Here is a 23,189-nt window from a genome sequence, read left to right on the forward strand (position 1 = left end):
CCCCACCCCACCCCCACCCCACCCCGTCCCCTAACTCGCCAATTCCTCCCCGTAGGTCCGGACACGCCGTGTGTGTCGCGGGCCGGAGGGGAGGAATTGGCGAGTTAAGCGCGGGGGAGGCGCCAGAGGCCGAGGACGGAGCCGTCCTCCTCGACGAGGTGGACGAGCTCGACGTCGAGCCCTGAGGTCCCGCCCAGCGAGTCTCCGGCCACCACCCTCGTGTGGTCCCCGCCGACGATCCGCGGGGCGAGGGTCAGGGCCAGCTCGTCGACCACGTCGGCGTCGAGGAGGTCATGGAAGAGCCGGGGACCACCCTCGGTGAGGACGCAGGGCATGCCGGCCTCCCGCAGCCGTGCCACCACGGCCTGGAGGTCGACCAGGTCGTCGCCCTCCACCCACACCTCGGGCCCCTCGACCCGGCCCGAGGACGCGCAGGTCACGAGCAGGACGTCCCCGGCGCCGGTCGCCAGCGACTCGGGCAGGCGGCCGCTGCGACTCACGACGACGATCGGCGTGGGTCCACGCCGGTAGCCCTCAGCACGGGCCGTCCCCGCGCCCACGAGGACGCAGTCGGCGAGGTCGCGCTGGAGGTGGAAGACCCGCCCGTCGGCGTCGGTGTTGATCGACCCGCTGCGGCCGTCCCCTCCGACTCCGGAGCCGTCGAGGGTCGACACGAAGTTGGCGCGGACGCCGCCGCCGTCCGGCCAGGCATAGAGCCGGGCGAGGTCGTCGTCGGCCAGGGCCCCGGTGGGCTGCTGCCGCGAACGCGTGTCGAGGAGGAGGCGCATCGGGCGAGTCTGACACCCCACGGACCACGCTGCGGCTGACAGGATGCCGAGATGGCGAAGACGAAGAGCGCGAGCGAGACGGCCCCGACGGCGTTCACCGAGGCGCTGCGCGCGGGTGAGGGCTTCGACCTGCTCGCGCTCGACGCGCGGTCGACCCCCGGCTTCGACGGTGACAAGGCCGCGGGGGAGGAGGCGCTCGCGGGTCTGGGGGACCGGCTCGCCGACCTCCAGGAGCGCCTCTACGCGGAGTCGAAGGCGGGCGGCACCCGCTCGGTCCTGCTCATCATCCAGGGCATGGACACGTCCGGGAAGGGCGGCATCATGCGCCACGTCGTCGGTGCGTTCGACCCGCAGGGCGTCGAGATCACGTCGTTCAAGGCGCCCACCGCCGAGGAGAAGCGCCATCCCTTCCTGTGGCGGATCCGCAACGCCCTCCCGCGTGCGGGAGACATCGGTGTCTTCGACCGGTCGCACTACGAGGACGTGCTCATCGTCCGCGTCCACGACCTCGTGCCGCGCGGGCAGTGGTCGCGTCGCTACTCCCAGATCAACGCGTTCGAGCAGAAGGTCGTCGATTCCGGGACGACGGTCATCAAGGTCATGTTGCACATCTCGAGCGACGAGCAGAAGGCGCGCCTGTCGGAGCGGCTGGAGCGGCCGGAGAAGCACTGGAAGTTCAACCCCGGTGACCTCGACGAGCGGGCCTACTGGGGCGACTACCAGGAGGCCTACCAGGCCGCGGTCGACCAGTGCTCGACCGAGGTGGCCCCGTGGTTCGTCGTCCCCGCCGACCGCAAGTGGTACGCCCGGCTCGCCGTCACCAACCTCGTCCTCGAGCACCTCGAGCGCCTCGACCCGCAGTGGCCGAAGGCCGACTTCGACGTGGAGGTCGAGAAGCGCCGGCTCGCCGAGATGCCCTGATCCTCAGGCGAAGGTGCGGTCGAGGATCTCGGTGACCCGGGCCGTCCCGTGGTCGGCCAGAGTGCCGAACGTCGCGCCGTGGCCGGACCGGTCGAGACGGCCGGCGATGAAGGTGTCGCTGACGGCGGCGGGGGAGTGCTGCACCAGCAGCGTCGCCTGGAGGGTCACGGCCAGGTGCTCGACGATCCGTCTCGCCTGCCACGGGCCGTCGTCGGTGGCCGCCTGGGCGACGAGCGCGGGGACCTCGTCGATGGCACGGTCGAGCCGGGGGTCGTGGCCCCGTGCCGCCGACAGCTCCTTGTCGAGCGCCGCGACACTGGCCGGCTCCCGGGTCGTGGCCCGGAGCACGTCGAGGGCTCCGACGTTGCCCGAGCCCTCCCAGATGGAGTTGAGCGGGGCCTCGCGGTAGAGGCGGGCCAGGCCGTTCTCCTCGACGTAGCCGCCGCCCCCGAGGCACTCGAGCGCCTCGGCGACCATCGGCGCGGTCCGCTTGCACACCCAGAACTTGCCGAGCGCGACGCCGAGGCGAGCGAGCTCGCCCTCCCCGGCGTCGACGGCGTGCGCCATCCGCAGTCCCAGCAGCTCGGCGGCCTCCGCCTCGATGGCGAGGTCGGCGAGGACGTTGCGCATGAGTGGCTGGTCGACGAGCCGGGCGCCGAACGCCGAGCGGTGGCGGGCGTGGTGCACGGCGCGGACGACGGCCTCCCGCATCGTCGCCGAGGACCCGAGGATGCAGTCCAGCCGCGTCGACGACACCATGTCGATGATGGTGCGGATGCCCCGCCCGTCCTCGCCGACCCGCACGGCCCAGGCCTGCTCGAGCTCGACCTCGGACGACGCGTTGGACCGGTTGCCGAGCTTGTCCTTGAGCCGCTGCAGCCGCAGGGCGTTGCGACTGCCGTCGTCGAGGACTCGTGGCACGAGGAAGCAGGTCACCCCGGCCGGGGTGGTCGCGAGGACGAGGAAGAGGTCGCTCATCGGTGCCGAGAAGAACCACTTGTGCCCCGTGAGGCGGAAGGTCTCACCGCCATCGACAGGGCCACCGGGCGTCGCCACGCCACGCGTGAGGGTGGCACGCACGTCGGACCCGCCCTGCTTCTCGGTCATGCCCATGCCGGCGATGGCCGACCGCTTCTGCGCGACGGGCGCCAGCGCCCGGTCGTACTCGCGGGAGGCGAGACGTGGGACCCAGCGGGCCGCGAGCGCGGGGGAGGAGCGCAGGGCGGGGGCGGCGGCATAGGTCATCGACACGGGGCAGAGGTGCCCCGCCTCGGCGCGCGACCACGTGACGAAGCCGACCGCTCGCCGCAGGTGGGCTCCGGTGCCGGCGGGCCGGGTCCACGGCTCCGCGGTCAGGCCGTGGCCGACGGCGGTGCGCAGGAGGTCGTGGTACCCCCGGTCGTAGTCGACCTCGTCGACGCGGCGACCGGTGCGGTCGTGGGTGCGCAGGCGGGGCGGGTTGCGGTGCGCGTCGTCGGCCCAGGCCTGCACCTCGGCGCTGCCGGCGCGGCGGCCGAGGTCGGCGAGGGCCGGGACGTCCTCGGGGCGGCCCCAGCGCGCCATCGCCTCGACGGCGACGGCGTCGGTGGAGAAGAGGTCGTGGCCGACGAGGTCGGGCACCTGGTTGACCACGTCATCGGTGTGCACGCGCCGAACGGTAGTCCCAGAGCGACCCTCGGGGAGCCGGTTGTGATCGGCTCGTGTCGGTGGGCCGCCGTGTCACCGCTCGGCCCGCCGGGGGACGGCAGATAGCGTGGCCGGGTGACCGATGCGAAGCGACGCCTCCGTGGCTGGCTGGCGCGGTTCCCCGCGCTGCTGGCCCTCGCGCGCCTCACGGTCGAGACGATCCGGATCTGCCTGCGCTACCGGGTGACCGGGCTGGCGTCCGAGGCGGGCTTCTTCGCGCTGCTCTCGCTGCCACCGCTCGTCCTGGGACTCTTCGGCGGGGTCGGCTACGTGGGTCGCTGGCTGGGGCAGGACACCGTCGAGCAGGTGCGGGTCGCCGTCAGTGAGTATGCCGCCCGCTTCCTCACCGAGGACGTCATCTCGACGACGCTCTCGCCGACCGTCGACGACGTCTTCACCGACGGCCGCTTCGACCTCATCTCGGTGGGCTTCCTGCTGTCGCTGTGGTCCGGGTCCCGGGCGCTCAACGTCCTCGTCGACACGGTCTCGATCATGTACGGCCAGTCGGGGCTCAGGGGCATCGTGCCGACCCGGGCGCTGAGCTTCTCGCTCTACGTCGTCGCGCTGCTCGTCGGGGTCGTGATGATCCCGCTGGTGCTCATCGGACCCACGCTCCTCGGACAGTTCCTCCCGGAGGGCTGGGACTTCCTCACGGCGCTCTACTGGCCCGTCGTGTCGCTGCTCGTCATTGCCGCCTTCACCAGCCTCTACCACGTGTCCACGCCGCGCCGGAGCCCCTGGACCCGGGACCTCCCGGGGGCCTGCGTCACCCTGGGCATCTGGGTGGTGGCGTCGTTCGCGGTGCGTGGGACCATCGCCGCCTCGCTGGGCGGGACCTCGATCTACGGCCCGCTCAGTGCACCGATCGTGCTGCTCATCTGGCTCTACATGCTCGCGATCGCGGTGCTCATCGGCGCCGCGCTCAACGCCGGCATCCGCAACCTCTGGCCGTCCTCGGAGCAGCGTGGGCTGCGGGAACGGTTCGCCTTCTGGCTCCGCCCCGCGACGTCTGGGCCGACGGCGGGCGCGACGGACGACGGAGCCGACGGGGACGACGGTGAGGACACCGGACCTGCCACCGACGACGACCTCGACCTGGACGGCATACGCGACGCCGCACGCCGTCCGCTCACCCCGATCAGCGACGACGAGACCCTCGTCATCCCGCGGATCCGGGTCGGCTCCGGGCGCTGAGGACAGCGTATTTGGAGTTCACGCGCCCCATCAGTTAATGTCTCTCCGCACGCCACAAGGGGAACCGAGTGGAGCGAAGTGCGGATGTAGCTCAGTTGGTAGAGCGCAACCTTGCCAAGGTTGAGGTCGCCGGTTCGAACCCGGTCATCCGCTCGGAGGGCAAGCCGCCCCTCAATTCTGGTGGAGTGGCCGAGAGGCGAGGCAGCGGCCTGCAAAGCCGTTTACACGGGTTCAAATCCCGTCTCCACCTCGAGTACGAACCCCTCACGGGGGCGATTGGCGCAGCGGTAGCGCGCTTCCCTGACACGGAAGAGGTCACTGGTTCGATCCCAGTATCGCCCACAAGTCAAAAACAGCCCCTGACCTGCGAATATGCTGCTCAGGGGTTGTTGCATGTTCCGCAGCGTGTCGGATACGTGTCGGATGAGAACGTCTTCTCAGGCCGATCGGGCTACGGGACCCCTTGCCGCCGTGTGACCGCGAACGCTCGTTGTTGTGTCATTTCGCTTACGGCTCCGAGGTGTCCGTGGAGCTGGGAGCCATCTGGCGAGGGCAGCAGGTTTGCGGTTCGACATCAGTCCGGGTCTCCGAAGTTGTCGAGCTGTACGTGGCCCCCAAGGGCAGGCCCACCTGCGTAGGGACGTAGGAGGTGCCTCATGAACCCGACAGCCCAGCACCGCTCGTACGAGTCCCTTGCCCACGCCGCTGACCGCACAGGTGTCAGCATCCGAACACTACGTCGACGGATCGCGTGTGGGCAGCTGGCGGCCTACCGGACCGGGCGGCTAATTCGCGTTGTTCCCGGAGACGTCGACCAGCTGCTGGTTCCCATCCCCACCGGCTTCTCCCGGCTGTGAAGGCCGCAGGTTTGGGCAGTTCGGACCGCAGGCCGCGCCTTGGTCCATGGGGGCCGGGCGAGCGGCCCGTCCACAGGCCAACAGGCAGCTCTCGGGTTTTCCACAATGTCGCTCTTTACGAGAAGTATTCCGAGACGCGTGGCACCGTAGTTGTAGCCCGTGTGCATGGCGGGTTGATGGAATCCGTTTCGGAGGTTCTCATGCGCGGTCGGGTAGCAGACGCACTGAGGCGGTTCCCGGCGGCCGCTGTGATTGCCGGCATGGCCGTCCTGCTGGTCCCGGCCTGCAACGGCGCTGGTACACCCGACCGGACAGCGACCTCGTCGCGGCCCTCGGTGACGACGTCGACGACTACGCCGACCCCGTCCCCGTCCCCGTCCGCGTCGGAGACCAAGATCGAGACCCCGGCTGAGCGGGACGCTCGGCTGGCCGGTGACGCCGTGGTGAAGTACTGGGGGGTTGTCGACGATCTTGCGGCCAATCCGACGAAGAGTCTCAACCTGCTTGACCCGGTGGCCCGTGACCAGGCCAGAGCCCAGATGCAGACAGTTCTGGGCACCTACGTGGCCAAGGGGTTAGTGCAGAAGGGAAACTCTTCCCTCAGTGACGTAAAGGCCACGACCAAGGACGGCAAGGTCTTCACGGTGATGGTGTGCGTTGACGTGAGCACCGTTGACTTGGTCGACGAAACGGGCGCCTCGCAGGTAAATCCGAATCGGCCGGACGAGCAGCGCTACAGCTACAAGGTCGTAAGGGCGACCGAGGGGTTCTTCGTCACTGAGGACACGCTCAAGGGCACGTCATGCTGAGGCGAATAGCGAGGGTCGCACTGGTTGCTGTCGCCCTAATTGCAGGGGATGCATCAACAGCTTGGGCGGACCCAATCGTTTGCCCGCCGGGATCAGAACCTGATCCCCGGGGAGGAATCTGCATCATCACTGTCAGGGACCCGGGGGGTGGGGACCCTCAAGGTCCTGGTGGGGGCGGGAGCTCGCCTCCCGCACTACAGAGGACATGCACCTACACCCTGCTTGGGAACCCGAAGGATGTGCCGTGTTCGAGTGACGGTGGCTGGTGGTCGCAGTCTCAGCAGGCGTACTGCAGGGCGGCCTCACCGCAGCCGCCGTCGAGCGACGCGGTGTGGGGTGGTCGGAGTGAGGGGCAGATCTACGAGTGCATTCGCCCGGTCAATGTGGGTGCGGTCGCTGCGGTGGTCTTCCAGATCTGGTTGGCGCAGCCACCGGCGGGTGCTCCACCGGACCCGCAAGTGCTGGCACGGCAGGCGATCACGACGATGAACCTCAAGGCGGTCTCGATCGGCATCGTCCCGGAGCCGACACCAGGGCGCGTCGGCCTGGTGGGGATGCCGGTGTGGATGTGGGACACCAACCCCGGCCCGTCGACCTGGGGTCCGAACACCAAGACCGCCTCGGCCGGGGCGTACACAGTGACTGCTACAGCCAAGGCCACCAAGGTGGTGTGGTCGATGGGCGACGGCGAGGTCGTGGTCTGCCGCACGCCGGGCACCCCGTACGAGGACTCGTTCGGCAGACAGGACAGCCCGGACTGTGGGTACACCTACACCCGCCAAGGCGTGTACCGGGTGTGGGCCCGCTCCTACTGGAGCGTGCAGTGGTCCGGCCTCGGGCAGAGCGGGTCGATCCCGTTGCAGTTCGCCAACTCGGTGCGCATCACCGTGGGTGAGGCGCAAGTGCTCACTCAGTAACCGGTCCGCGAAAAAAGGAATTCAGATGACGACCACCACGAACCACAACGGAGCCAAGGTGAATGGTGTCGCGGCGTCCTCCGCGGAGGCGGACGTGCGGGTCGCGCCTGCGCCCAAGCTGCGTCGCCGCCCGGCACTGATCGCGGCCTCGGTCGCGGCGATCTGCCTCGGGGGGCTGGTGGCGGCGTTCGCGTGGACCTCGACCAGCAACACCCAGTCGGTGCTGGCCATGCGGGTCGCGGTCGAGCGCGGCGCTTTAGTCTCGGCGCAGGACGTGATGAGCGTGCAGGTCAGTGCGGACCCGGCCCTGCACCCGATACCGGCGTCACAGTCATCCGCGGTCGTCGGCCAGCGTGCCGCGACTGACATGGCCGCTGGCACCCTCGTGACCTTGGAACAGGTCAGCGACGCGGTCCTGCCCCCAGCGGGAATGTCGATCGTGGGTGTGGGACTGCCGGCGTCCCAGATGCCCGGCGAACCCCTCCTGGTTGGGGACATGGTGCGGGTCGTGGCGACACCTGGCCAGTCAGGTGAGGTGATCGCCGGGAAGCAGGTGACGATCGCCGCGACCGTCGTCGGGGTGCGCATGAACGACGAGAACGGCCAGAACGTGGTCAGCGTCCAGGTCGCGCAGCAGAACGCGGCCGAGCTGGCCGCACGTGCAGCGACCGGAAATGTGGCCCTGGTCCTGGACTCCCGGGAGCGCTGATGGCCCTGATCGTGCTGACGTCCGCGTCCGGGTCCCCGGGCGTGACCACGACCGCGCTCGGCCTGGCCCTGACGTGGCGCCGCCCGGTCCTGCTCGTCGAGGCCGACCCGACCGGGGGGTCGGCGCTGCTGGCCGGCTACTTCCGTGGGCAGACCAGCCCGGCGCAGTCCCTGATCGACCTGGCGTTCGCGCACCGCGCCGGCGGACTGGCCGAGGCAATCCCGTGGGTGGCGATGCAGGTCCCGGACACGAACGTGACGATGATCGCCGGCACCACGGCCCACGGTCAGGCCCGGTCACTGGAGTCGCTATGGGAACCACTGGCGGCAACGCTGAAGAGCCTGGACGCGATGGGGCAGGACGTGATCGTTGATGCGGGTCGACTGGGGCTGGTCGGCGCCCCGGAACCGTTGATGTACGCAGCGGACCTGTGCCTTCTGGTGACCCGCACCGACCTGGTCGCCCTGGCCGGGGCACGATCGTGGGCGCAGAGCGTGCGCGAAGGGTTCGAGCAGCAGGGCGGCAGCTCGGCGGTGGCGCTGCTCACGGTGGGGGCGGGCCGCCCCTACCAGGCCAAGGAAGTGAGCAAGGTCCTCGAGCTCCCGGTCCTGGCATCACTGGCGTGGGATACGGACTCAGCGACCGTGTTCTCCCACGGCGGCACTGCACCGCGCGGGTTCGACCGGTCGCCACTATCGCGGTCGCTGCGCTCGACGCAGGACGGGGTGCTCTCCCAGATCAGCCGCACCACCAAGCAGCTCAGCAGCACCACGGAAGCGTCGCCTGCTCTTGGCGAGGTCAGAGCGGGCTGGAAGCGGCGGGCGGGCAGGACGGCATGAGTACCGACAGCATCGACACCACGGCGAACCCGGACCCCAGCGACCTGCCCCTGTTCGCGACTGCGCTCCCTCAACGTCCGGGTCGGGTGCGTGGCTCGTTCTCGATGACCCCGACCACGTCGGCGCCCGCACCGAACGGCGACGGGATCTCCCACGCGGGGCCGGTGACGCGGCGGTTGCCTCGATCGTTCGCGGGCGAGCTGGACTGGCCGTCGGTGGCGGCGTTGAGGCAGCAGGCCTCGGATCGGCTCTCCGCCGCCCTGGGTGAGGACCGCGCCCGGACAACCGCCGCCGAGCAGCGGGGCCGGGGGCGGGCGATCATCGTTGAGCTGCTCGAAGGCGAGGCGGCCGAACGGATTGACGTGGGTGCCCCCACCTGGTCCCCGGCGGAGGAGGCCGCGATGGCCACCGCGGTCGACAACGCCCTGTTCGGGCTGGGCCGGCTCCAGCCGTTGGTAGACGACGACACGGTGGAGAACATCATCATCACCGGCCACGACCAGGTCACCCTCGAGCTGACCGACGGACAGCTCGTCCCCGGCCCGGCCGTCGCCGACTCCGACGCCGAGCTCATCGACTTCCTGGTCTTCCTGGCCTCCCGCAGCGAGGTCAACGCCCGCCCCTTCTCTCAGGCGCAACCTCGGCTGCATCTGCGCCTGGACGGCGGCGCCCGGTTGGCCGCCGCCGCGTGGGTGACCCCGCGCCCGTGCGTGGTGATCCGCCGGCACCGGTTGCGGCGCGTCAGGTTGGAGGACCTGGTCGGCATGGGCACCCTGACCGACGTCGCCGCGTCGTTTCTGTCGGCGGCGGTCAAGGCCCGCAGGTCAATCGTGGTCGCCGGTGCCCAAGGGGCCGGCAAGACGACCCTGGTGCGGGCGCTCTGCGCTGAGATCCCCCCGCATGAAGCGATCGGCACCTTCGAGACCGAGTACGAGCTGCACCTGCACGAGCTGAAGGATCAGCACCCGATCGTGGTGGCGTGGGAGGCCCGCCCCGGCTCCGGGGAGCGTGGCCCGGACGGGCGGCAGGCGGGGGAGTTCACCCTGTCCGAGGCCTTGTTCGACTCGTTCCGGTTTAACCTGTCCCGGCAGATCGTCGGGGAGGTTCGCGGACACGAGATCCTGGCGATGCTGAAGGCGATGGAGTCCGGGGCGGGGTCAATCTCCACCACCCACGCCCCCTCCGCGGAAGGAGCGATCGCCAAGCTGGTCACCTGCGCGATGGAGGCCGGCGCGCACGTGACCCACGACTACGCGGTGCGGGCGATCGCTGCCGCGATCGACGTCGTCGTCTACGTCCACCTCGAGACCGCTCCCACCCGGGACGGGGTGTGGCAGCGGCGCCGGTGGGTCGCCGAGATCATCACCGTCGCCCCGGGGGAGAAGGACAAGGGATACGCGACCCAGCGCGTGTTCCGCACCGTCCCTGGCGAGCAGGCCGCGACCCCGCACGTCCTGGACGATTCCTACCGGGACCTGGCCAGATACGGGTTCAACCTCGACGGCTTCGTCGCCGCGACCCCAGGCGCCGCCCGATGACCCCGTTGGTGCCCGCCGTCGCCGGGGCACTGGTCGTCGCCGGGCTCATCGGCCTGGTCGTCGGGCTGCGACCGACCCCGCCCCGACCCCCGTCACCGCGACGCTCCCACCCGCTGACCCGGCCCAGCGCGCTGACCCCGAGGACCCGGGCGCTGCTGCTGGCCGGGCTCACGGCCGGGGTGATGGTGTCTGTCCTGACCGGGTGGTGGGTTGCCGTCCTCGTCCTGCCTGCGGCTGTGGCCGGGCTGCCGGTGCTGCTGTCCGCACCAGCCTCGACCGCTCGGATCGACCGGCTCGAGGCGATGGAGGAGTGGACCCGGGCCCTGTCCGGGGTCCTCACCGTCGGTGTCGGGTTGGAGCAGGCGCTGCTGTCCACGCTGCGCTCCACCCCGGCCCCGATCCGGCCCGAAGTGACCCGCCTGGCGTCGCGGCTGCGGGCGCGGTGGGCCACCGAGGACGCGCTGCGGGCGTTCGCGGACGACCTGGACGACGCCACCGGTGACGTCGTCGCCGCCAACCTGATCCTCGGCGCCCGCCGCCGCGGCTCCGGCCTGGCCAGCGTCCTGGACGCGCTGGCCGAGTCCGTGGCGGCCGACGTGCGGGCCCGCCGCGAGATCGAGGCTGACCGGGCCAAGCCGCGCGCCACTGCCCGGTGGGTCACCGTCATCACCGTCAGCGTCCTGGCCTTTCTCGCCCTGACCGGTCAGTACGTCGCCCCCTACGGGTCCCCGTTCGGGCAGATCCTGCTTGCGAGCCTGCTCGGGTTGTACGTGGCGACGCTCGTGTGGATGCGGCGCATGGCCACCGGCGCCGCGCTGCCCCGGTTCATGGGTAACGCCGGGCAGGGCGCCTCATGACCGCCCCGACCAGCCTCCAGCTCGCCGTCACCGCCGGCACCCTGATCGGGCTCGGGGTCGCCCTGCTGCTGTGGCGGCTCGTGCCGGCGCAGCCGGACCTCCGCGACGCCCTCGAACGACTCTCACCGGAGCATGCCCGCCGCCACCCGGTACCGGCGCAGGAGCGGGACTCCACACAGCGCCTCGGGGCGTGGGGGATGCGGGTCCTGCCACCGGCGTTGTGGGGCCGCACCCCCACCCGGGAACTGGCGATCCTGCGCACACCGGTGTCACGGTTCTACGGGGAGAAAGTCAGCTTCGCGCTGCTCGGGCTGGCGATCCCGCCCCTGCTGACCGTGCTATTCAACGTCCTCGGCGCCGGCCTGCCGTTCTACGTCCCGCTCGCCGGCAGCCTCGCCCTGGCGGCGGTGCTGTTCATGGTCCCGGACCACAACGCCCGCGACGACGCGAAGAAGGCCCGGGCCGAGTTCACCCGCGCCTTGGGCGCCTACATCGACCTCGTCGCCCTCGAACGGCACAACGGCTCCGGACCCCGGCAGGCGATGGAGGCGGCCGCCGCGGTCGGCGACTCGTGGGTGTTCCGTCGCCTGAGCGAGGAGCTGGCCCGCACCCGCTGGTCCGGCCTGACCCCGTGGGAGGCGCTGCGGGCCCTCAGCGACGAGCTCGGCCTGCCCGAGCTGGACGACCTGGCCGACATCATGCGCCTGTCCGGGGAGGAAGGCGCCCAGGTATACGCCTCACTGCGGGCCCGCTCCACCGGGATCCGCACCGCGATGCTCACCACCGAGAAGGCCAAGGCCAACGAGATCGGTGAACGGATGTCCATCCCGATGAGCCTGCTCGGCGTCATCTTCCTGGCCATCCTCGTCGCCCCCGCCCTGCTGCGCGTCATGGGCGGCGCCCCGTGATGGCCACGCCCACCCCAGACCCACCAGCACGCATCCCAGTCAGCACCTCGCACCCGCGCCGCCCGGCCGGGAGCAGCACACCGAAGGGAACATCCGTAATGCACCACCTCGCCGCCGCCCTGCACACCCTCGGCATCCGCCTGCGCCACCGAGCCTCGAAACTCCCCGAACGGGGGTCGGTGACCATGGAGCAGGTCCTGTGGGCCGTGGCCGTCATCGCCATCGTCGGAATCGTGGTGCTCGCGATCACGAGCTACGTCACCCGCGAAGCCGCCAAGATCACCTGAAGGCCCACCCCGTGACCCTCCCTCGCCTGCCCGACCGGCCCGCGCGCGACCGTGCCCGGCGTCCGTGGTCGTGGCAGCACCGGGGCCGCTCAGAGCGGGGGTCGACCTCAATCCAGATGGTCATCCTTATGCCGGCTCTGTTGGCCGTGATGTTCCTGGGAATGCAGGCCGCGCTGACCTACCACGCCCGCACCCTGGCCATCGCCGCCGCGCAGGAAGGCGCCCGCGCCGCCTGCGCCGAGAACGGCACCACCAGCGCCGCGATCAGCACCGCCCGACAGTATGTGGCCGACACCGCCGGAGACGCCCTCACCTCTGCCACGGTCACCGGTGCCCGCACCGCCAACACCGCGACCGTCACGGTGCGCGGGGTGGCCCTGAGCGTCATCCCCGGGTGGCAGCCGACGATCACCCAGTCCGCCAGCATGCCCGTGGAGAGGATCACCCGGTGACAGCGCCCCGGCGACGCAGCGAGGCGGGCTCGGCCGCGCTCGAGGCCGCCATCGGCCTGCCGGCCTTCCTGCTGTTCGTCGGCCTGATCATCTTTGCCGGGCGGGTCGCCATCGCCACCCAGGCCGTGGACTCCGCCGCCACCCAGGCAGCCCGCACCGCCTCCATCGCCCGCACCCCCACCGACGCCTCCAGCACCGCCGGCTCCGCGGCCACCTCGAGCCTGGCCAGCCAGAAGGTCAACTGCGTCTCCACCGCGGTGACGGTCGACACCGCCGGATTCACAGCCACGGCCGGTACCCCTGCCACCGTGACCGCGACCGTGCGGTGCGTGGTCAACCTCGCTGACCTGGCCGTGCCCGGGGTCCCCGGCACCAGGACGGTCACCGCAACCGCCAGCTCCCCGATCGACACCTACCGGGAACGCCGATGACCGGCCACCGACGAGCCCAGCGGGAGGAGCGGGGGTCGATCAGCATCTGGCTGGTCACCACCGGCTTCGCGATGATCGTCCTCGTCGGCCTCGCCGTCGACCTCGGTGGGCAGGTCCACGCGCAGCAGCACGCCCGCGCCGTCGCCGACCAGGCCGCGCGCACCGGCGGCCAACAGCTCGACGCGTCGGCGGCGGTCCGCGGCCAAGGGGCAGTCACCGACACCCACCTCGCCCGCCACGCCGCCACCGCGTACCTGACCGCATCCGGGCTGACCGGAACCGTCACGGTCACCGCCGGAACCACCGTCACCGTGAACGTCCGCGACACCTACCCAACCACGTTCCTCGGCATCATCGGCATCACCTCAATGACCGTCACCGGCCACGGCCAAGCCCGCATCACCCGATCCGTCGGAGGCGTCGAGCAATGACCCACACCATCCGCGCCCGCCTGCTCGGCCTAACCGCCACCCTCACCATTCTGGCCGTCCTGATCGGCATCCCCGCCACCCTGGTCGCGATCGGCGCCAACCCCGTCCCCGACCACGTCCCCACCCTCGACGAGGCCGTCACCGCCCTGACCTCCCGTGACGACGGCACCCTGACCCTGCAGGTCCTGACCGTCGTCGCCTGGCTCGCGTGGGCGTTCCTCGCCGCCACCCTTGCCCTCGAACTGCTCTCCCGGGTGCGCGGCGTCACCGCCCCACACCTGCCCGGCCTCACCCTGCCCCAAACCGCCGCCCGGGGCCTGGTCGGCGCCGCCGTCCTGCTCTTCGTCGCTGGCCCCACCGTCGGCCTGCCCACAGTGACGGCCGCACCGGCCGCCGCGGCGGCCCCCGCATGGACCGCCTCACCCGCCGCAACCCACCCCAGCACCGCCAACCTGCATCAGGAGGCGACACCCCACCCGGCCAGAAGCACGGTGGCCAGGGCGCAAGCCGACCCGGGCAGGACCCACACCGTCTCCCGCGGCGAGTCGCTTTGGTCGATCGCCACCACCGAGCTCAGTGACGGGCATCGGTGGGCTGAGGTCGCCGACCTCAACCCCGGCGTCAACGGACCGGACTGGGTCATCCACCCCGGCACCGTCCTGCACCTACCTCCGCACACACAGAACGCGGCGGGAACCACGGCGTCACCCACGAACGCGCAGACATACACCGTCCAGACCGGGGACACCCTCAGCCACATCGCCCAGGACCGGCTCGGCGACCCCGACCGGTACCCCGACATCGTCGAGGCATCCCGGCACACCCGCCAAACCGACGGTCGGCACCTGCGCGACCCCGACCGGATCTACCCCGGGTGGCACCTGACCATCCCCGGCACCAGCGCAGGGGCGCCCGCTGCACCCGCGCGGACGGCGACGGAAACGCCCCCGCTCGGCGTCCCCGACGCCCCGCAGACCGGCACGCCGGGGACCGGAGCCAAGCCCGCGGACCCCAGCCCGCTGGCCTCCGCGGCTCCCGGCAGCCGCAGCATCCCCAGCGTGAACGGCCCCGGCGCACCCGCACCCTCGGCCTCCGCCGCATCCAGCCGCACGCACCCCCCGGCGGGCGACCCGAGCGACACAGCCACACGGACCGCCCCTGACGAGGGCACCCAGACTGCGGCTCCGTGGGTGCTTGCCGGCCTGGTCGGCGGCCCGGTCCTGGCCGGGTCGATGTGGATGCTGCTGCGGCAACGCCGCGCCGTCCAGCTCCGCCACCGGCGCCCCGGCCGCACCATCGCCACCCCACCACCGGTCCTGGCCCCGGTCGAGAAGACCCTGGCCACGATCGCCTCCACCACGCAGCCCACCGTCGAGTTCGTTGACGCGGTCCTGCGCCGCCTCGCCTCCGCCCGGGCGCACGCCGGGCTGCCCATGCCGTGCGTGGCCGCCGTCGAGATCGGCCGACACGACCTGACCCTGCACCTCGACGCCCCCGCACAGCTCGCTTCTCCGTGGACCGACCTCGGGAACCAGGCCCGCTGGTCGCTTCCGTCCGGCACCGACCCGGCCGACCTCGGGGACCTCACCCCCGACCAGCCCGCCCCTTACCCGCTGCTGGTCACGATCGGCACTAGCGACAGCGGGCACGTGTGGCTGCTCAACTGCGAGGACCTCACGATCACCCTCACCGGGGAGGCCACCTACCGCGACGACTTCGCCCGCTACCTCGCCGCCGAGATCGCGTGCAACCCCTGGTCCGCGTGGGTCACCCTGGACTGCGTTGGCATCGCGGCCGAGGTCGCCGCGCTCAACCCCGACCGGATCCGCCCGCACACCACCGGCACCGACCCTGCCGCAGAGGTCCTCGCGCACGCCGTCAACACCATCGACCGCGCCCACGACCACCACAACGACGTCGCGACCGCCCGCGCGCACCTGGCCGGCGCCGACAGCTGGGCCCCCCGCATGCTGCTCCTGGACGCCACCGCCGAGCCCACGCCGGCCCTGACCCAGCTCCTGCACCTGGTCGACCAGCACCGCAGCGCCACCGGCACCAGCGTCGTCTACGGCGGCGCCCTCGACACCCCCGGCGCTGTCGTCGTCGAGCTCACCAGCACCGGCCGGGTCCGGCTCCCGCACGCCGGGCTCGACCTGGTCGCCGTCGGCCTGACCCGCGACGAAGCCCAAGGCTGCGCAGCCCTGCTCGCCGCCGGCGCCGACTTCGACGACACTCCCGTCCCCATCGAGGAGACCGCCACGACCGGGTGGCGCTCCTACACCGACGCTGCCGGCGCCCTGCGCCGGCAGCACACGGTTCCCCGGCAGACCCCCGACAAGCACATCCTCGTCGCGACCACGTCAGTCCTGCCCGACCCCGACCAGGACTACGTCGCCACCGCGGCCACCACCACCGAGGACCTCGCCGCCCTCGCCCCCAAGGTCCCCACCACCGTGCGCGACGCCCTGCACGACGCAGACCCCACCCTCGACGCGGACGTCGCCGCCTGGTTCGCCGACGACTGCCCCCTGCCCCGCCTGACTCTGCTCGGGCCGGTGCGGGCCCGCACCCGCGGCACCCCCCTGGCCGTGCGCAAGGCGTACATGACCGGCGTCCTGACCTACCTGAGCACCCGATCCCACGGCGCCACCCCCGACGAGCTCGCCGACGCGCTGAGCATCACCCCCGCCAAGGCTCGCGGCTACGCCAAGACCGTGCGCGACTGGCTGGGCACCAACCCCCGCACCGGCCAACCGCACCTGCCCGACGCCCGTCGCACCCCCGAAGCCAAGAGCCGCGGCGTCGCGATCTACCAGGTCCAGGACCTGCTCGTCGACGCCGACCTCTTCCGCCGCCTGCGTGCCCGCGGCCAAGCCTGCGGCCAGCACGGCATCACCGACCTCACCCAGGCCCTCGACTTCGTCCAAGGCCCCCCGTTCAGCCAGCTCAGCGGTGACGCCTGGGCTTGGCTCTACGAAGGGGACCGCCTCGACCACCACCTGAGCTGCGCTGTCGTCGACGTCGCCCACCTCGTCACCACCCACGCCCTGCGCCACGGCGACACCCGCACCGCGCGCACCGCGACCGAGACCGCCCTGCTGGCCGCCCCCGCCGAGGAGATCCCCCACCTCGACCTCGCCGCCGTCACCCGCGCCGAGGGCCACCCGGATCGAGCGAAGCGGATCCTGCGCGACCAGGTCGCCAACCGCACCGACGACGAAGGCCCCCCCATGGACCTCCCAGCGCGCACCCAAACCATCCTGAACGCCCGCGCCTGGACCGGACATGACCAAGCGTCCGGCGCAACGACGCTCCACCCACCACCCGAAAGCCCTGCCCAGGCGAGAGTGGACCCTCGCACCGGCACCCAATAGGCCCGCCAGCCAGCGAAGCTCTCGACGGCGTGACCGGTGGGCAGGGCCCCGCCCTCGGGGCGGCGCGTCACCACGAGCAGGCAGCCGCGGCAGCCGCCTCCTGTTCGAAGCGGCACCACTTCCTGAGGAAGGAGGCACGATGGCAGGCATGTTCGAGCTTTACAAGAACGTCGCCGACGGTGATGGTGGAGACGCGGCGCTCAAAGGTGGCAGCGAGGGATGGAGCCGGAACCCCCAGGCACCAGTGCTCGAAGTGGACGGGGAGAACACCCCCTGACGTCACCATCAGCAGATTGAGTCCCATTGGAAGAGCAACCTGATGGCCCGTGAGCTTGGCCTGAACCGCAACTGCGCATGTCAGCAAAGACAACATGACGCGTGCGATCTCGGCCTGATCCTCGCCTGCGAGCGCTTCGTTGCCCTCCGCGCCACGACGCACCCACATCAGCCTCTGAACCCGGTCGACACGCGGCGAAGAGACGCAGGTCCAACAGCTGCGGAAGCGCGGTGCATGCCGATGCGGTCGGCCATGATGAGAAGGACTGGGATTCCGACTTCGCCGAAGGGAGCACTGTGATCAAGGCACAGGAGGCCAAGAGGCGTGCGGCTGAATTTCTGCAACTCGAGGGTTCGCCATGGGTGGTGTCGCGCGCCACGCTAAATCGACGATTCCGCGTTTGGGTCATCAGCTACGTCGATCCGCAAGAGCCCGAGCAGCCGCTTGTGGGCGGCGCGCTCGTTGTCACTGAGGACGGAGTGGCGGATCACCTGGGTTCCGCGCCAGGCTCTTTGGAGGAGCTTATGGGCGAACTGGGGCGGCTTCCTATCGATCCCTTGGCAGAAGCGTGGGCACGGGAGGGCGAGGGCTTGGCGCTCCTGGCGGACAGCGACCCAACGGAGGCCGAAGGGCTTGCGGCGTGGGCGGCCGATCAACAGCAGAGGCGCGAAGGCACCGAGAAGTGGAGGTCTGATCTGGGCGAAGACCTGCTACCTGCAAGCTGGAGCAAGCATCTCAAAGGTGAGCTCGAGCAGGACTACTGGTCACAGCTCCTCACATTCGTCGCCGCCGAGCGCGAAGAATACGAAGTCTTTCCGCCTGCGAGCCAGACCTTCTCCGCTTTCGACTTCACTTCGTACGAGGATGTCAAGGTCGTGATTCTGGGTCAGGACCCGTACCCGACCCCAGGTTAGGCACATGGTCTCGCGTTCTCGGTTCCAAACGGCGTCGGCATTCCTCGGTCCTTGGTGAACATCTTCAAAGAGCTGGAGTCCGATCTCGACGTCCCCCCACCTCCTCAGGGGAACCTCGAAGGCTGGGCGCAGCAGGGCGTGTTGCTCCTTAACACCGCGCTGACGGTACGCGCGGGCAGTGACGCGAAGGATGTCCACCGAAAGTGGAGGTGGAATGGCAAGGGCTGGCAGACCTTCACTGACGCGGTGATTTCAGCGGTCAGTGCCAAGCAGGAGCAGGTCGTCTTCATCCTGTGGGGAGTAGACGCAAAGGCCAAGGAACCATTGATTGACGAGACCCGCCACGTGATCCTTAAGGGCACCCACCCCTCGCCTCAAGGAGCAAACCAAGGCGGGTTCTTCGGGACGCAGCCGTTCTCGAAGGCGAACCAAGCGCTCGCTGAAGCTGGCCGCGGCGAAATCGACTGGGCGGCCTTCCGGGCCACTCGGTAGAGATGTCGACGACGCTTGAAAACGAGGCCATAGCGACGGTCGAAAACGAGGCCACCCAGACAGATTGGATGGGTGATCTCAGTGGAGGATTGGGCGTTGGTGCGGCGGCTGGTCGCGGACGGTAATCCGCAGCGTCAGGTCGCGCGGGATTAGGGGATCGGACGGTCGACGGTCGACGGTGGCGCGGGCGTTGGCCGGCAATGGGTCTGCGGATCTCGTAGTGCACGCATCGGTTGCGGACAGTGCGTGCCGGCGCGGTCGCAAGGCGCTGCACGGCAGTGTCGTTCACGACGCTCGCCAAGGCAGGGTGCGAGCTGCCGTCGGGACGGGCATGCCGCGTGGCGATTTCGCGCAGCGCGTTGAGGGCGTGAAATAGCGTGGCAACGCGGGCCCGGAACACGGTGTCCGCGTGCCCGGGTTCGAGGACAGGGAGCACGTGCTGGCACGTACCGAGGTCGGCTTCGATGCCCACAAGTAGCAACTTGAGCGCTGGAGGGAACGAGGGGTCGTATCGATTTCGCAGGTAGCGCGCGGAAGCCCGGTCTCGTACCTTGAGTTTGTTCAAGGCGGACAAATCGAGCGTGGGGCGTGGCTCGAATTGACCGCCCAGTCCGAGGAGGACGGCCAGCGCGCTGCCTTGCTCGATGGATGCGGCGGTTATGGCAGCGCCCATCGCGTCGGTGTCGCTGATCAGCGTCGGGGGCTGCCCGAGGTGGATGTGAGTGGTGATGGTGGTGCCGACCAGGTGTCCATCGAGCGTGGTCAGGCCTAGGTCGCACTCGAACCATCGGGCGAAGGGGACCGCATTGCCGGTGAACTGCGCCTGGTGGGCGGCGTGATAGGCAGTGAGGTCGTCAAGGACCTCCTCGTAGCCCTTCTTAGTGTCGTCGAGGAGTTTGGTGGAGTGCCGAGCGCGAGCGAGGACATCGCGATGCTGGTGTTCGAGTAGGTCGGCCAGGACCGGTACAGCGATGCTTGCGTTGCGTGACTTCAGCGCGATGGAGCCCTCGTAGATGATGCGCGACCATGTTCCGATGAGCAGCGTGGGAAGCAGCGCCGCGACGCGCTCGGAGGCCTTTTGGGCGGAGTAGATAATGTCGGCTGCCCAGGCGGCATCTTCGTACATCATCGTGTGGGCGACTATCGCCGCCGCGTCGTGAGTCACGAGACCAGCATGCCTGTTTCTGCTACCAACCCCGGTGCCGTGCAAGCGCGACGAGACGCAGGTCGATCGTCTGGACCGGCCGATGAGCTGATGTAGGCCGGCGCACACTGCAACATGCCTGTGCGGTGGAGGCCTAAGGGTGCATGCTTGGAGCCGTGACCCACTTCCAGCTCCGCCAGCCAGCAAAGGCGGTGCGATACACATTTCGGCTCAACGAGTCTGAGGTTATTGAACTGATTGCGGCGACTGGTCGCCGGCTCAGTTACAGCAACGCTCAGGGCGTCGAGGAACTACGCATTTGGGGTGATCTCGAGCTTCGGATTCCGGACGGCTCATGGGTAGTAGTGATGGCTAGAGACGTGTCGGTGCTTAGCGACGAGTACTTCAGCCTCACGTTCGTCCCGTCGAAGTCTTGAGCGAGTAGGACCGTTGACGACGCGGAGGTGAGGGGCGATCATCACCTGATCCGCTGGCCCTGTGGATCTTGCCAGTCTCGCGTGGCGTGAAGTTGGAAACCACCGCGCTCTTGCTGCTTGGCGGCGCGGGGCCTGTGCGTACACGCGGCTCGTCTAGGTGGGCGAGCGGACGGTGGGGCGCCCCGCTCGATCGAGCCGCGCCTGCACGTGGCGAAGCGCCGCAAGCGACGCTTGCCATGTGCCGGCACCATGGATGCCGATGCAGTTGTGGCTGTGTCTCCGGGAACCGGCAGACTGGACGCCATGAAGGTGTTCATCAGTAGCGTGCGGCAGGGCCTGGAGGCCGAGCGGGACGCGCTGCCTGGTCTTGTCAAGGCAATCGGTCATGAACCGATAGCGTTCGAACAGTTCACTGCTCAGGCGGTGCCCAGCCGTCAGGCTTGCATGGATGGCGTCGACGCAGCCGATGTGTACGTTCTGTTGCTGGGCGAGTTCTATGGCCACACCTTCCCTGAGACGGGACAGTCCGCCACCCGCGACGAATATGAGCGGGCGCGTCAGAGAGGCATTCCACGCCTTGTGTTCGTGAAGGCTGGCGTCGAGATGGAACCCGAGCAGCGAGCCCTCGCGGACGCCATCGGTGACTACGGCACGGGCTCGTTCTGGGCGACGTTCGAGGGGGTCGGTGAGCTGCAGACTCAGGTGGCTGACGCTCTTCGCGAGTTGTCCGCCCGTCCTGGGCAGCTTGACTATCAGTCTCTTACAGACCCCGTGCAGTTCGTGTGGCTTTCGGACTGGCCCGACCATCGAGCCGGTGTTCGAGAGGGCGGGGTGGTCGAGCTACACGTTGCACCGCTCAGTCCCGCCGTTGTCTCAGGTCGCCTCATGCGAGCCATGCCGGATCGGCTTATCGGGGCGCTCAGAGCGAGCGGCTCAGTACCGGCCCATGCCGGCTTGGACCCGAAGGTCGATGCCGGGGGCGCCGCAGTTGACGTTCCGCTCGGGGCTCGTGGGTCGATGGGCACCGTGGCGCCTGGTGCGCTTCGCAGCGTGCGAGTGACGCCCACGGGCCAAGTATCAGTCTCGTGGTCTCTGCCGAGCGACGGCATGGGCGGCATGTTGCAGTTGGACGACCTGGCCGAAGCATGCACTCGGGCCCTCAGGTTGGCGGGCTCCGTTGCGATTTCCGACGCTGGTAGGTACGTCGTTGCGATTGGCGTCACAGGATCTCTTCTTACCGTGGTCGATGGATCTCTCCCCAGCTCGAGCAGGACGAGCACCAGCTTCGGAGTCTTGGGAGATCGGCCGATCAGGGTGGTCCCAGACGAGAGCGTCCCGGCGGCTGCGTTCGACAACGGTGCGGACGAGTTCGGTCGAGAGTTGGCTACCGCCCTTGTGGCTACATTCCAATCAGGCTGACGGCGGATCTCGCTGACCAGTTCCAGGCCGCACCGGAAGGCCCTCGTCCGCACGACACCGGCCGCCACGTCTAGCAAACTGCTGGCAGTAGTCCCTTCGCCGAACAGATGCGGCGTGTCTAAGAGTCGGCCTTACCACAGTCCTCCCTTCGAGAAGGACGCCGCCGGGGCCCATTCCTGCAGTGTCAGTGACCAAGAGCAGACTGTGAGAGAAGGGCTTCACGATGCTGGGCAGACAGAGGGAGGAGTCGAATGACTCAAGATGCAGATGCGCAGGATCCTCACGGATTGTGGCTGCGGGCTCTGAACGACAAGGTCCGCGGCCCGCGTGGACTTCGCCCAAGCGTCCCCACGCACGTTCTCGAGAGAATCGCCGCGCTGATTGGTGACGAGGCCCCGATCGATTGGGTCGAGTCAACGGTCCGTTACGCCAAGAATGACGAGGGTGAGGGCCTTGTGGGCGCGCTCGCTGTCTTTGGCCAGCGACTGCTTGCCGTGGCAACGCTGCAGAACGTTCAAGAGCGTCAGTGGGCCGGTTTTCACAACGATGAGGGCACGGTTGACGTCAGGCTGATCCGAAGGTCAGACCTAACGCGGATGGAAGTTCCGGTCGCCCGTGGCTACGACAACCGCGATGAGGCGTGGAGCAGCGAGGTCAGCGGAACCTGGCGTTACCGAACGTCCATCGACCTTACGTATCGAGACGGCACGAAGTTCGGGCTCGGTGGAGGCGACTCCGGCGACCTCCTCCTTCTGCTGCCAGCACTGCGCGAAGATCTACTGGCCTAGCGGCGTTGTGATGCGGGCAGATGCAGGTGCCTGCTCAAGGTCACGCCCCTGTTCCTGAGTCGCCGTCAGTCGCATCTGGCAGTGTCATCACTGTACCCACTAGCGAGACGTTGACGGTCTGGGAGTTGCTGCAGCAGTACTCGGCGACGCAGTCCGGTCCCTTCACCTCGCAGGAGGCGCTGTCGTGGTTCAGACGCCATGCGCCGTCAAAGGCGAACGATAGAACGGTGCGAACCCACCTTCGGGGGGCGTGCTGGAAATGTGGGAGACAGATCGCAGTTCACCCAGCGTGAACCATTCCTTGCCCGTGTCGATCGAGGCCTGTTCCGTCGAGCGACCGACGAGGAGCTCGAGCGGTGGCGCGCGGACAGACAACGTGAGACAAGTCCGAAGCCCAAGTCACAGAGTGTTGGCGGGCAACCGGTCTCCAAAGACACGTCCACCTTCCCGGTGCAAGGGCTCCCGGCAGCGGCTGCTCGACCGTCGAAGTCCGAGGACCCATCCGAGTGGCACACCGAGGCCCAGCTTCAGTCCGCCTTGGTCGCGGCCCTGGTAACTGAGGGATGGCGGATTCTGTCGGTGGCGAACACAGCAACCAAGGAGCACGGCGTCGACGTGGTTGCGGTTCGCGACGGCCAGACCGTGGGTGTCGAGGTGAAGGGGTTCCCGAGCAGGCGCTATGCAGACCCTGCTCGTGCCACCGAGACGAAGCGCACGACA

25 protein-coding genes and 3 tRNA genes are annotated in these 23,189 nt (G+C 69.4%); 25 read left to right on the forward strand and 3 right to left on the reverse strand.

From position 1 onward, the window contains the following. Positions 1-104: 104 nt before the first annotated feature. Positions 105-788 carry a dihydrofolate reductase family protein gene (locus N801_RS10470; RefSeq protein ID WP_035937388.1) on the reverse strand — a complete coding sequence of 228 codons (684 nt, stop codon included), beginning with the start codon at positions 786-788 and terminating at the stop codon, positions 105-107. A 51-nt stretch (positions 789-839) separates the two neighbouring features. On the opposite strand from N801_RS10470, the gene N801_RS10475 reads away from it, so the two are divergent. After that, entirely contained in the window at positions 840-1,709 is an 870-nt protein-coding gene (locus N801_RS10475; protein WP_035937392.1) for a polyphosphate kinase 2 family protein, read from the forward strand. Between the two features lie 3 nt (positions 1,710-1,712). Here the strand turns inward: N801_RS10475 and N801_RS10480 are convergent, their stop codons facing one another. Next, entirely contained in the window at positions 1,713-3,356 is a 1,644-nt protein-coding gene (locus tag N801_RS10480) for an acyl-CoA dehydrogenase family protein (protein WP_035937397.1), read from the reverse strand. Between the two features lie 114 nt (positions 3,357-3,470). Between N801_RS10480 and N801_RS10485 the strand changes: the two genes are divergently transcribed. From N801_RS10485 to N801_RS21770, 17 genes are all read left to right on the forward strand, one after another. Continuing rightward, entirely contained in the window at positions 3,471-4,589 is a 1,119-nt protein-coding gene (locus N801_RS10485) for a YihY/virulence factor BrkB family protein (RefSeq protein ID WP_035937401.1), read from the forward strand. An 80-nt stretch (positions 4,590-4,669) separates the two neighbouring features. Continuing rightward, positions 4,670-4,742 (forward strand) — tRNA-Gly (locus tag N801_RS10490). Between the two features lie 26 nt (positions 4,743-4,768). After that, positions 4,769-4,839, forward strand: a tRNA-Cys gene (locus N801_RS10495). A 20-nt stretch (positions 4,840-4,859) separates the two neighbouring features. After that, a tRNA-Val gene (locus tag N801_RS10500) sits at positions 4,860-4,931 on the forward strand. Between the two features lie 314 nt (positions 4,932-5,245). Next, a complete protein-coding gene (locus N801_RS20205; protein WP_084108680.1) occupies positions 5,246-5,446 on the forward strand; it encodes an excisionase family DNA-binding protein in 201 nt (66 codons plus the stop codon). A gap of 260 nt (positions 5,447-5,706) precedes the next feature. Beyond that, positions 5,707-6,255, forward strand: coding sequence for a hypothetical protein (locus N801_RS10505; protein ID WP_156996681.1), 549 nt, complete (start codon positions 5,707-5,709; stop codon positions 6,253-6,255). Positions 6,256-6,713: 458 nt separating this feature from the next. Then, on the forward strand, positions 6,714-7,172 hold the full coding sequence (locus N801_RS19735; RefSeq protein WP_084108683.1) for a hypothetical protein: 459 nt from the start codon (positions 6,714-6,716) through the stop codon (positions 7,170-7,172). Between the two features lie 25 nt (positions 7,173-7,197). Further along, the gene (locus tag N801_RS10515; protein ID WP_084108686.1) at positions 7,198-7,881 is read left to right on the forward strand and encodes an SAF domain-containing protein; all 684 of its coding nucleotides are present in this window, start codon (positions 7,198-7,200) and stop codon (positions 7,879-7,881) included. Positions 7,882-7,922: 41 nt separating this feature from the next. Next, on the forward strand, positions 7,923-8,720 hold the full coding sequence (locus N801_RS10520; RefSeq protein WP_211254709.1) for a CpaE/TadZ family protein: 798 nt from the start codon (positions 7,923-7,925) through the stop codon (positions 8,718-8,720). Beyond that, the gene (locus N801_RS10525; protein ID WP_211254710.1) at positions 8,717-10,258 is read left to right on the forward strand and encodes a TadA family conjugal transfer-associated ATPase; all 1,542 of its coding nucleotides are present in this window, start codon (positions 8,717-8,719) and stop codon (positions 10,256-10,258) included. Before N801_RS10520 ends, N801_RS10525 begins: the two co-directional genes overlap by 4 nt. Further along, on the forward strand, positions 10,255-11,115 hold the full coding sequence (locus N801_RS10530) for a type II secretion system F family protein (protein ID WP_035937416.1): 861 nt from the start codon (positions 10,255-10,257) through the stop codon (positions 11,113-11,115). Before N801_RS10525 ends, N801_RS10530 begins: the two co-directional genes overlap by 4 nt. After that, positions 11,112-12,023, forward strand: a complete 912-nt coding sequence (locus N801_RS10535) for a type II secretion system F family protein (RefSeq protein WP_035937420.1) — start codon at positions 11,112-11,114, stop codon at positions 12,021-12,023. Before N801_RS10530 ends, N801_RS10535 begins: the two co-directional genes overlap by 4 nt. Positions 12,024-12,121: 98 nt before the next feature. After that, positions 12,122-12,310: a hypothetical protein gene (locus N801_RS10540; RefSeq protein ID WP_035937422.1), complete on the forward strand. Its 189-nt coding sequence runs from the start codon at positions 12,122-12,124 to the stop codon at positions 12,308-12,310. 128 nt (positions 12,311-12,438) lie between these two features. Further along, the gene (locus N801_RS10545) at positions 12,439-12,762 is read left to right on the forward strand and encodes a TadE/TadG family type IV pilus assembly protein (protein ID WP_245618358.1); all 324 of its coding nucleotides are present in this window, start codon (positions 12,439-12,441) and stop codon (positions 12,760-12,762) included. Then, entirely contained in the window at positions 12,759-13,193 is a 435-nt protein-coding gene (locus N801_RS21765) for a TadE/TadG family type IV pilus assembly protein (protein WP_035937428.1), read from the forward strand. The genes N801_RS10545 and N801_RS21765 overlap by 4 nt, the downstream gene beginning before the upstream one ends. Then, positions 13,190-13,624: a pilus assembly protein TadG-related protein gene (locus N801_RS10555; RefSeq protein WP_035937432.1), complete on the forward strand. Its 435-nt coding sequence runs from the start codon at positions 13,190-13,192 to the stop codon at positions 13,622-13,624. Before N801_RS21765 ends, N801_RS10555 begins: the two co-directional genes overlap by 4 nt. Next, a complete protein-coding gene (locus N801_RS21770) occupies positions 13,621-16,998 on the forward strand; it encodes an AfsR/SARP family transcriptional regulator (RefSeq protein ID WP_035937435.1) in 3,378 nt (1,125 codons plus the stop codon). Before N801_RS10555 ends, N801_RS21770 begins: the two co-directional genes overlap by 4 nt. A 67-nt stretch (positions 16,999-17,065) precedes the next feature. On the opposite strand, the gene N801_RS10565 is transcribed toward N801_RS21770, so the two are convergent. Then, positions 17,066-17,437, reverse strand: a complete 372-nt coding sequence (locus N801_RS10565) for a hypothetical protein (RefSeq protein WP_156996683.1) — start codon at positions 17,435-17,437, stop codon at positions 17,066-17,068. A 68-nt stretch (positions 17,438-17,505) separates the two neighbouring features. Here N801_RS10565 and N801_RS21365 point away from each other — a divergent pair, with 68 nt between their 5' ends. The 7 genes from N801_RS21365 (at position 17,506) to N801_RS21980 (ending at position 22,762) form a co-directional block, all read left to right on the forward strand. Further along, positions 17,506-18,189 carry a uracil-DNA glycosylase gene (locus tag N801_RS21365; protein WP_211254711.1) on the forward strand — a complete coding sequence of 228 codons (684 nt, stop codon included), beginning with the start codon at positions 17,506-17,508 and terminating at the stop codon, positions 18,187-18,189. Between the two features lie 54 nt (positions 18,190-18,243). After that, a complete protein-coding gene (locus N801_RS21815; protein ID WP_342666918.1) occupies positions 18,244-18,681 on the forward strand; it encodes a uracil-DNA glycosylase in 438 nt (145 codons plus the stop codon). 826 nt (positions 18,682-19,507) lie between these two features. Next, positions 19,508-19,630, forward strand: a complete 123-nt coding sequence (locus N801_RS21820) for a hypothetical protein (RefSeq protein ID WP_342666917.1) — start codon at positions 19,508-19,510, stop codon at positions 19,628-19,630. A gap of 371 nt (positions 19,631-20,001) precedes the next feature. After that, positions 20,002-20,262: a hypothetical protein gene (locus N801_RS10575; RefSeq protein ID WP_035937441.1), complete on the forward strand. Its 261-nt coding sequence runs from the start codon at positions 20,002-20,004 to the stop codon at positions 20,260-20,262. A 303-nt stretch (positions 20,263-20,565) separates the two neighbouring features. Next, positions 20,566-21,681, forward strand: coding sequence for a DUF4062 domain-containing protein (locus N801_RS10580; RefSeq protein WP_035937444.1), 1,116 nt, complete (start codon positions 20,566-20,568; stop codon positions 21,679-21,681). Between the two features lie 251 nt (positions 21,682-21,932). Beyond that, positions 21,933-22,469 carry a hypothetical protein gene (locus tag N801_RS10585; protein ID WP_035937445.1) on the forward strand — a complete coding sequence of 179 codons (537 nt, stop codon included), beginning with the start codon at positions 21,933-21,935 and terminating at the stop codon, positions 22,467-22,469. A 20-nt stretch (positions 22,470-22,489) separates the two neighbouring features. Continuing rightward, positions 22,490-22,762 carry a DUF7669 domain-containing protein gene (locus N801_RS21980; protein ID WP_439330536.1) on the forward strand — a complete coding sequence of 91 codons (273 nt, stop codon included), beginning with the start codon at positions 22,490-22,492 and terminating at the stop codon, positions 22,760-22,762. Positions 22,763-23,189: the final 427 nt, after the last annotated feature.

Origin of the sequence: Knoellia aerolata DSM 18566, from assembly GCF_000768695.1 — a bacterium.
GTDB lineage: Bacteria > Actinomycetota > Actinomycetes > Actinomycetales > Dermatophilaceae > Knoellia > Knoellia aerolata.